Source organism: Methylobacterium sp. WL120, assembly GCF_008039465.1.
In the GTDB taxonomy this organism is placed as follows: Bacteria; Pseudomonadota; Alphaproteobacteria; order Rhizobiales; family Beijerinckiaceae; genus Methylobacterium; species Methylobacterium cerastii.
The window spans coordinates 1-7,632 of sequence record NZ_VRUT01000187.1; the positions used below are offsets into that span (position 1 = coordinate 1).

At 72.8% G+C, this 7,632-nt stretch carries 9 protein-coding genes; 6 read left to right on the top strand and 3 right to left on the bottom strand.

The window, feature by feature from the left end; all coding sequences use genetic code 11:
* On the top strand, positions 1 to 322 hold a 322-nt coding region (locus FV229_RS23420), incomplete at its 5' end, for a triphosphoribosyl-dephospho-CoA synthase (RefSeq protein ID WP_187275264.1).
* Positions 319 to 1,239: an acyltransferase domain-containing protein gene (locus FV229_RS23425; RefSeq protein ID WP_147754258.1), complete on the top strand. Its 921-nt coding sequence runs from the start codon at positions 319 to 321 to the stop codon at positions 1,237 to 1,239. The genes FV229_RS23420 and FV229_RS23425, both read left to right, overlap by 4 nt.
* Before the next feature lie 357 nt (positions 1,240 to 1,596).
* Here FV229_RS23425 and FV229_RS23435 read toward each other — a convergent pair whose 3' ends face one another.
* On the bottom strand, positions 1,597 to 1,953 hold the full coding sequence (locus FV229_RS23435; RefSeq protein WP_147754259.1) for a hypothetical protein: 357 nt from the start codon (positions 1,951 to 1,953) through the stop codon (positions 1,597 to 1,599).
* Positions 1,954 to 2,245: 292 nt separating this feature from the next.
* Here FV229_RS23435 and FV229_RS23440 point away from each other — a divergent pair, with 292 nt between their 5' ends.
* Positions 2,246 to 3,133 (top strand): transglutaminase family protein, encoded by an 888-nt coding sequence (locus tag FV229_RS23440; protein ID WP_147754260.1) that lies wholly within the window; start codon positions 2,246 to 2,248, stop codon positions 3,131 to 3,133.
* Positions 3,134 to 3,139: 6 nt separating this feature from the next.
* Here FV229_RS23440 and FV229_RS23445 read toward each other — a convergent pair whose 3' ends face one another.
* Positions 3,140 to 4,177 carry an alpha/beta hydrolase gene (locus tag FV229_RS23445; RefSeq protein WP_147754261.1) on the bottom strand — a complete coding sequence of 346 codons (1,038 nt, stop codon included), beginning with the start codon at positions 4,175 to 4,177 and terminating at the stop codon, positions 3,140 to 3,142.
* A 223-nt stretch (positions 4,178 to 4,400) separates the two neighbouring features.
* Here FV229_RS23445 and FV229_RS23450 point away from each other — a divergent pair, with 223 nt between their 5' ends.
* The 3 genes from FV229_RS23450 (at position 4,401) to FV229_RS23460 (ending at position 7,150) form a co-directional block, all read left to right on the top strand.
* Entirely contained in the window at positions 4,401 to 5,426 is a 1,026-nt protein-coding gene (locus FV229_RS23450) for an SDR family oxidoreductase (RefSeq protein ID WP_147754262.1), read from the top strand.
* 78 nt (positions 5,427 to 5,504) lie between these two features.
* Positions 5,505 to 6,494, top strand: coding sequence for a methylmalonyl Co-A mutase-associated GTPase MeaB (meaB, locus tag FV229_RS23455; protein WP_147754263.1), 990 nt, complete (start codon positions 5,505 to 5,507; stop codon positions 6,492 to 6,494).
* Complete coding sequence (locus FV229_RS23460; protein WP_246688311.1) at positions 6,491 to 7,150, top strand: peptidase C15; 660 nt, start codon at positions 6,491 to 6,493, stop codon at positions 7,148 to 7,150. Before meaB ends, FV229_RS23460 begins: the two co-directional genes overlap by 4 nt.
* Positions 7,151 to 7,187: 37 nt before the next feature.
* Here the strand turns inward: FV229_RS23460 and FV229_RS23465 are convergent.
* Positions 7,188 to 7,632, bottom strand: a 445-nt coding sequence (locus FV229_RS23465; RefSeq protein ID WP_246688312.1) for a helix-turn-helix transcriptional regulator, incomplete at its 5' end; no start/stop codon positions are given.

Consider the following 7,632-nt stretch of genomic DNA (forward strand, 5'->3'; position numbering starts at 1 on the left):
GGTCGGCCTTCCGGCGCTGGCCCGCGGCCGGCGCCTGCGCCCGGACGACCCGGAGGCGGCGCACGTCGAGGCCTGCCTCGCGCTGATCGCGACGGTGGAGGACACAAACCTGCTCCATCGCGGCGGCGAGGCCGGCTACGCCTTCGCCCGCGACGCGGCCGCCGGCTTCATCGCGGCCGGCGGCGTCGGGCAGACGGCGTGGCGCGAGGCGGCCGAAGCCCTCCACCACGTTTTCGTCGCCCAGAACCTCAGCCCCGGCGGCGCGGCCGACCTGCTGGCGATGACGCTGTTCGTGGATGCGATCGAGGCGCCGCCCCCGTGACGCTGGCGATCCTCTGTTCGGGGCAGGGCGGCCAGCACCCGGGCATGTTCGACCTCACCGCCGGGCTGCCGGCGGCGCAGGCCGTGTTCGCGGCGGCCAAGCCGCTGCTCGGCGCCGACCCGCGCGACATCGCGCGGGCGGGCGGCGCGGCCCTCAACGAGAACCGCACCGGGCAGATCCTGTGCTGCGTCGCGGCGCTCGCCGGCTGGACGATCGTCGCCGCATCCGCCCCGGCCCGCCGCATCGTCGCCGGCTACAGCATCGGCGACCTCGCCGCCTGGGGCTGCGCGGGGCGCTTCTCGGTCGAGACCGTGCTGGCGCTCGCCGCCGCCCGCGCCGAGGCGATGGATGCAGCCTCGGGCGTGGGGCACGGCCTCGCCGGCATCCGCGGCCTGCCGCAGGCGCGGATCGCGGACATGGCAAGCGCGCACGGCTGCCACCTCGCGATCCGCAACGCGCCCGACAGCGTCGTCGTCGGCGGGCCGGTCGATGCGTTGGAGGCCGTCTGCCGCGCGGCGCTCGCCGCCGGGGCGCAGCGCGCGGTGGTGCTGCCGGTGCGGACGCCGTCGCACACGCCGCTCCTCGCCGCCGCCGCCCTGCGCTTCGGCGGGATTTTACGCACGGCACCTCAGGAAAAGCCGCCGCGCCCCGGCCCGCGCCTCGTCGGCGGTCTCGATGGCACCGCGGTGTTCGACGCCGCCGCCGGGCTCGACAAACTCGCGCGCCAGATCGCGCAGACGATCGACTGGGCGGCCTGCCTCGACACCTGCCGGGAATACGGCGCCACCACCGTACTCGAACTCGGCCCCGGCCACGCGCTGGCGACCATGGCCGGCTCGGCGATCCCCGACGCGCGGGTGCGGGCGCTGGAGGATTTTCGCACCGCGGCGGGCGTGACGGAGTGGCTCGCCGGTTGAGGCGTCGTCAGCCGCGGCGTCGATCCGCCGGGCGCCAAGCTCTCGTATCCCGACGCTTCCGCGCATCCCCTCGCCCAGCGTACGGGGAGAGGGCCGCGACGACCTCGTCGTCGTCGCGGCGAGGCGGCAGCCGATGGTGAGGGGACGCCGACGGAGGAGTCTCGTCCGGTACCTCCCCCTCACCGCCGCTTCGGCTTCGCCTGCGCTTCCCGCAGGGACGACGAGGTCCCTTCGGGCCTCTCCCCGCGTGCGGGGAGAGGGGGGCCAGCCTCACCCCTCGTGCGAGGAGAACAACGGACCCGCTCGGTCGCTTCGGCTAGGGAAGGGCGTCCCGTTCGATCGGGACGCCCGAAACCCTCACGAATCGAGGGCGTCGGCCTCGTCGATGTCCACGAGGAAGACGATGTCGGCTTCGTCCTCGTCCTCCTCGCCCTCTTCGGTGGTCGCGTCGTTGGCGGCGGCGGCGTGGCGCGGGTCGTCCTCGAAGTCGCCTTCGCCGTCGTCCTCGGCCAGCGCGTCCTCGAAGATCTCGATCTCGTCCTCTTTGGCGGCGCGGATCTTGAGCTCCGAGGTGCCGTTCCAGAGCGGCGCGCCGTCGCTCGTCATCTTCTGGATGTCTTCCTTGAAGCCGTCGCAGGTGAAGAGGTCGCGCGCGGTCTCCTCGTCGCCGTTGATGACCGCCACGGCTTTGCCCTCGATCTCGAGCGTGAACATCGCTGACTTCCCTCTGATTACCGTGTTGCGAAAGGCCCGCATCCGGGCCGTTCGCGCCTGCGCCGCAAGAAAGCTCTGGAACTTCCGCGCACCGCTCTCAATCCGGTCGCGGGGATGCTGTAGGGGGGAACGGTACACCCGCCAACCCCGAATTATCGCGCCGTCCGAGCCCTTCGCGGTCCGCCTCCTGCTTGGGTCCGGTCGTCCGGGCCCGGCGATGGCGCGCGTCAGACCATACGCCTTCCACCACAAGCCTTGGCCGGCCCCAGTTTCAGGAAAGAAGGAATTCCGGATGCGGATCAGGCTCGGCTGCGAGATGCGCTACGCCTTCCCCTATCCCGTGCCGATGGTGGTGATGCTCAACCTGCATCCCTCCTGCGCCGACGCCCTCGAGGCCCCGGATGCGATCGTCACCCAGCCCGCGGTGCCGGTCGAGACGTACCGCGACAGCTTCGGCAACCTCTGCGGCCGCCTGATCGCGCCGGCCGGCGCCTTCACCATCGGCACCGACGGGATCGTCGCCGACGACGGGCTGCCGGACCCGATGGCGCCGGACGCCGCGCAGCACCGCGTCGAGGACCTGCCGGCCGAGACCCTGCTGTTCCTGCTGCCGAGCCGCTACTGCGAATCCGACCTGCTCGCCGACGAGGCCTGGCGGCTGTTCGGCGACACCCCGCCGGGGTGGGAGCGGGTGCAGGCGGTGTGCGACTTCGTCCACGCCCACCTCGCCTTCGGCTACGAGTTCGCCCACCGCGACCGCACGGCGCTCGACGCCTACCAGGGCGGGCGCGGGGTCTGCCGCGACTTCACCCACCTCGCGGTGGCGCTCTGCCGGGCGCTGAACCTGCCGACCCGCTACTGCACCGGCTACATCAGCTTCATCGGCGAGCCGGAGCCGCACCCGGCCGGCGACTTCTGCGCCTGGATGGAGGTCTACCTCGGCGGGCGCTGGCACGTGTTCGACCCGCGCAACAACGCGCCGCGCATCGGCCGGGTCATGGTCGCCTACGGGCGCGACGCCGCCGACGTGCCGCTGACCCACACCTTCGGCCCGAACCCGCTGGTCGGCTTCCGGGTCTGGGCCGACGCCGTCGCGGTCATCGACCACCTCGACGCGGAGGCCGCCGAAGCCCCCGAGGAGCCGCTGCCGCCGCAGACGATGACGACGCGGATGGAGTGAGCGGGCTTAAGCCCCGCTGCCGCCGCGCGAGATCGCGCGCTTGACCACGGCCTGAACCTCCGGGTTCGACAGGAACAGGTCGTGGTTGATCAGGCCGCCGCCGTAATCCGAGGCGTCGGCGACGCGCACGCCGAGCGCCTCCAGGCGCTCGCGGTCGGCGGCGCCGGCGCGGACGACGCCGCCGGCGATGGCGCCGGAGAGTTCCAGGGCGCGGTCGTTGGTCGACGAGATCACCGTGATCTTGTGCACGTCCGACCCGAGCTTGGCGACGCTGCCGGTGAACAGGTCGATGTCGATGTCGGGGGCGGCCAGCACCACTGCGCCGATCCGGTTCATCGCCGCCTCGCCGGCCTCGGCGCGCAGCATCCGCAGGGTCTCCAGGGTCAGCAGCGTGCCCATGGAGTGGGCGACGAGGTTGATCTTGCCGGCGCTCTGCGTGGAGGCGAGCGCCTTCAGCAGGTCCTCGAAGGCGTCGCGCGACCACAGCGCGCTCTCGCGGTCGTAGCCGTAATCGAAGGTCGCGGCGGCGGACGGCCAGGTGAACAGGCCGGACACGCCGCGGAAGCGGATGCCGTCGGAGAGCCGGGCCGCGCTGACGGCGGCGGATTCGAACGACTCGCGGTAGCCGTGGACGTAGATCAGCACGTCGCGCCCCAGCGCGGCCTCGGCGAAGGCGTTGGCGGCGCCGGGGCCGGTCTCGACCTTCGGCACCGCGCCGATGGTCCAGTCGCCGGAGATCACCGACGAGACCTTGCCCAGCAGCGACCGGTCGGGCGGGGACAGCCGCACCTCGGCGAAGCTGAGGCCGCGGCCGCGCTCGGCGTTGAAGTAGGGGGGCTTGGGCGGGCTGCCGACGGGCTTGCGCGTGGTGGCGACCAGGAGCACCGGCATCACGTCGAGGGCCGATTGCCGCTCGGGCAGCACGACCGTGCCCGTCGAGAGGCCGTCCGTGACGCAACCTCCGAGGGACGGCGCCAGCACGGCGGTTCCCGCGAGGGCACCAAGGCGGACGAAGGCGCGGCGGGTCGGAGGCTGGCGCAGCATGATCTCGGGTCTGTCCGGCGCGATGGGAGACGGCGATGTGTCCGGCTCCGAGACCTAGCCTGTGCCGCAGGATCATGACCATGGCAGGGCACAAGCGTGACCGTTCGCCCGGTGGATTGCGGGCATTGGCCGTCTGGGTCCGGCGGAAACGCATTCTGAACGGAGGCGGCGTGCGGCGGTTGGGAGGGCAGGGGGGACGCCGAAGGATCGGAAAGGACTTGCCGTGTTCAGATCGCGAAACCCCCTCGGCCGCCAGGTCGTCGTCATCACCGGCGCCTCGAGCGGCATCGGCCTGGCCACCGCCCGCATGGCGGCCGAGCGCGGCGCCAAGGTGGTGCTGGCGGCCCGCAGCGGCGACGCGCTCGCCAGGATCGAGAGCGAGATCAAGGCGGCCGGCGGCCAGGCCATCCAGGTCGTGGCCGACGTCGGGGACCGGGCTGACGTCGACGCCATCGCCGAGGCCGCGATCGCCCGGTTCGGCCGGATCGACACCTGGGTCAACGATGCTGGCTTGTCGATCTTCGGGAAGCTCGAGGAGGTCGTCGATGCGGACAACAAGCGCCTGTTCGCCACGAACTTCTGGGGCGTGGTCAACGGATCGCTGGCGGCCGTTCCGCACCTGAAGCGCACGGGCGGCGTCCTGATCAACCTCGGCAGCGTCGCGTCCCACGTCGCGTTTCCGCTGCAGGGCATGTATTGCGCCAGCAAGCACGCCATCAAGGGCTTCACCGACGCCCTGCGCATCGAGCTGGAGGAGGAGGGCGCGGGCGTCGCGGTCACGCTGATCAAGCCGGCCGCGATCGACACGCCGTTCCCGCAGAACGCGAAGAACTACACCGACCGCGCGGTGAAGCTGCCGCCGCCGGTCTATCGCACCGAGGAGGTGGCCAACGCCATCGTCCACGCCGCCGTGCATCCGCAGCGCGACATCTATATCGGCGGCGGTGGCCGGCTGATGAGCGCGGCGCAACGGTTGGCACCGCGCGCCTTCGACCGGATCGGCCGCACCATGATCGCCCAGCAGCTGCGCGACGAGCCGGCGCGTGGCCGCGCGGGCGCCTTGCACCAAGCCGGGGGCGCCTCGCACGAGGCCGGAAGCACCGGGCGGACATCCGGCGACCATCCGGGCTACGTGATGCGCCGGAGCTTCTACACGCGCAGCACCCTGCACCCGCTCGCCTCGTCGATCGTGGCGGTGGGGGCGGTGCTGGCCGCGACCTCGGTGCTGGCCGGCAACCGCCGGCGCTGATCCGGCGACGCGGGAGGGGCGCGGCGACACGGGCCCGCGCCTCTCGACGAACGCCCTCGGTCCCGGCATGAAGGGCGGATGACGCCCGCCTCCCTCGACATCGATGCGCTCCGAACCCGGCTGCTCGCCGGCGACCGGGCCGCGCTCGCCCGCGCGATCACGCTCGCCGAATCGAAGCGGGCCGACCACCGGGCGCTCGCGCGGGACCTGATCGACGCGGTGCTGCCGCAGACCGGCCAAGCGATCCGCGTCGGCATCACCGGCGTGCCCGGCGTCGGCAAGTCGACGACGATCGACGCGCTGGGCGCCAACCTCACGGCCGCCGGCCACAAGGTGGCGGTGCTGGCGGTCGACCCGTCCTCGACGCGCACCGGCGGCTCGATCCTCGGCGACAAGACCCGGATGGCGCGTCTCGCGCTGGATCCCAATGCCTTCATCCGGCCCTCGCCCTCGTCGGGCACGCTCGGCGGCGTCGCCGCCAAGACCCGCGAGACCATGCTGCTCTGCGAGGCGGCCGGCTTCGACGTGATCCTGGTGGAGACGGTGGGCGTCGGCCAGTCCGAGACCGCGGTGGCGGACCTGACCGACTTCTTCCTCGTGCTGATGCTGCCCGGCGCCGGCGACGAGCTTCAGGGCATCAAGAAGGGCATCCTCGAGCTCGCCGACATGATCGCGGTCAACAAGGCCGACGACGGCGAGGCCGAGCGGCGGGCGAACGCCGCGGCCGGCGAGTACCGCGCCGCGCTCCACATCCTCACCCCGGCCTCCGCCACCTGGACGCCGCCCGTGGTCACCATCTCGGGCTTCCACAACCTGCGCCTCGACGCGATGTGGGACCGGGTCGTCGACCATCGCCAGAAGCTCACCGCCACCGGCGAGATCGCGAAGAAGCGCCGGGAGCAGGATGTGAAGTGGATGTGGGCCCTCGTTCACGAACGCCTGCACCAGCGCCTCGTCGGCACGTCGGAGGTGCGCAAGGCGACCGCCGAGGCGGAAGGCCGCGTGGCGAAGGGCGAAGCCTCTCCGGCTGCGGGCGCCGCAATCATCGCCGAGCTGATCGGGCTTTGAGCCCAACAGCTTCGAGCGAAGCGCCGGTTCTCCTGATCACCGGGTTCGGCCCGTTTCCCGGCATGCCGCGCAACCCGAGCGCGGCGCTCGCCCGCCGTCTCGAACGGTCGAGCCGCCTCAGGCTCGCCCTCGGCCGCGCCCTGCGGGTGCGGGTGCTGGACACCACCTACGACGCGGTCGGCACGCAGCTGGTCCCGGAGTTGACGCAGGCACCCGCGGCGGTGCTGATGCTCGGCGTCGCCTCGCGGGCCAAGCGCATCCGCGTGGAGGCTCGGGCCTGCAACCGGGCGAGCCGGTTCTACCCGGATGCGTCGGGGCGCCCGTCCGCCAGCCTCACCCTCGATCCGGCCGAGCCGGCGGCGCGTCATGCCGTCGTCGCGCCCCAGGCCCTGGCGATCCTGCGCCGTCACGGGCTGGCGGTGGTCGGCTCGCGCGACGCCGGGCGTTACCTGTGCAACGCCAGCTACTTCCGCGCCCTGGCCGAGCCGTGCCCGGTGCTGTTCGTCCACATCCCCCCGGTGTCCTCGGTGAAGCGGCCCCGCGACGCGGTGCGCCCGCAGCGCGGCCGTCTCGATCCCGCGGCGCAGGCGCAGGCGTTGACCGAGGTGGCGCTGGTCCTCTGTGTTCGAGGACGGGCGGCCGCGCGGACGCGCTGATGCCGCCCGACACAGGCATATGCATCCATCGCGTCGCTCACCCCAGATCCTGCAGGTGGCGCGCGGCGATCACCGAGGCGGCGGTGCGGTTCTCGACGCCGAGCTTGGCGTAGATGCCTTCCAGATGCTTCGTCACCGTACGCGGGCTCAAGCCCAGGATCTCGCCGATGTCGCGGCTCGACTTGCCGCGCGAGAGCCAGAGCAGCACCTCCGCCTCGCGGCCGGTGACGCGGAGCCGGTCGCGCAGGCGTTCGAGGCCGGCGGCGGTGTCGTCGCGCGAGAGCCGGAGCAGGATCTCCTCGCCGGTCCGACCGATGAAGCTGAGCACGTGGGCGCGGCCCTCGCGGTCGCGCAGACTCAAGGGGGCCGCCGCGCCGCCCTCCAGGGCGTCGCGCAGCCACGCGCGGCTCGTCGCGGGCAGGGCGAGCGCCGTGCCGGGATCGGCCGCGAGGTCGCCGAGCAGGCGCGCGGCCTGCGGCGTG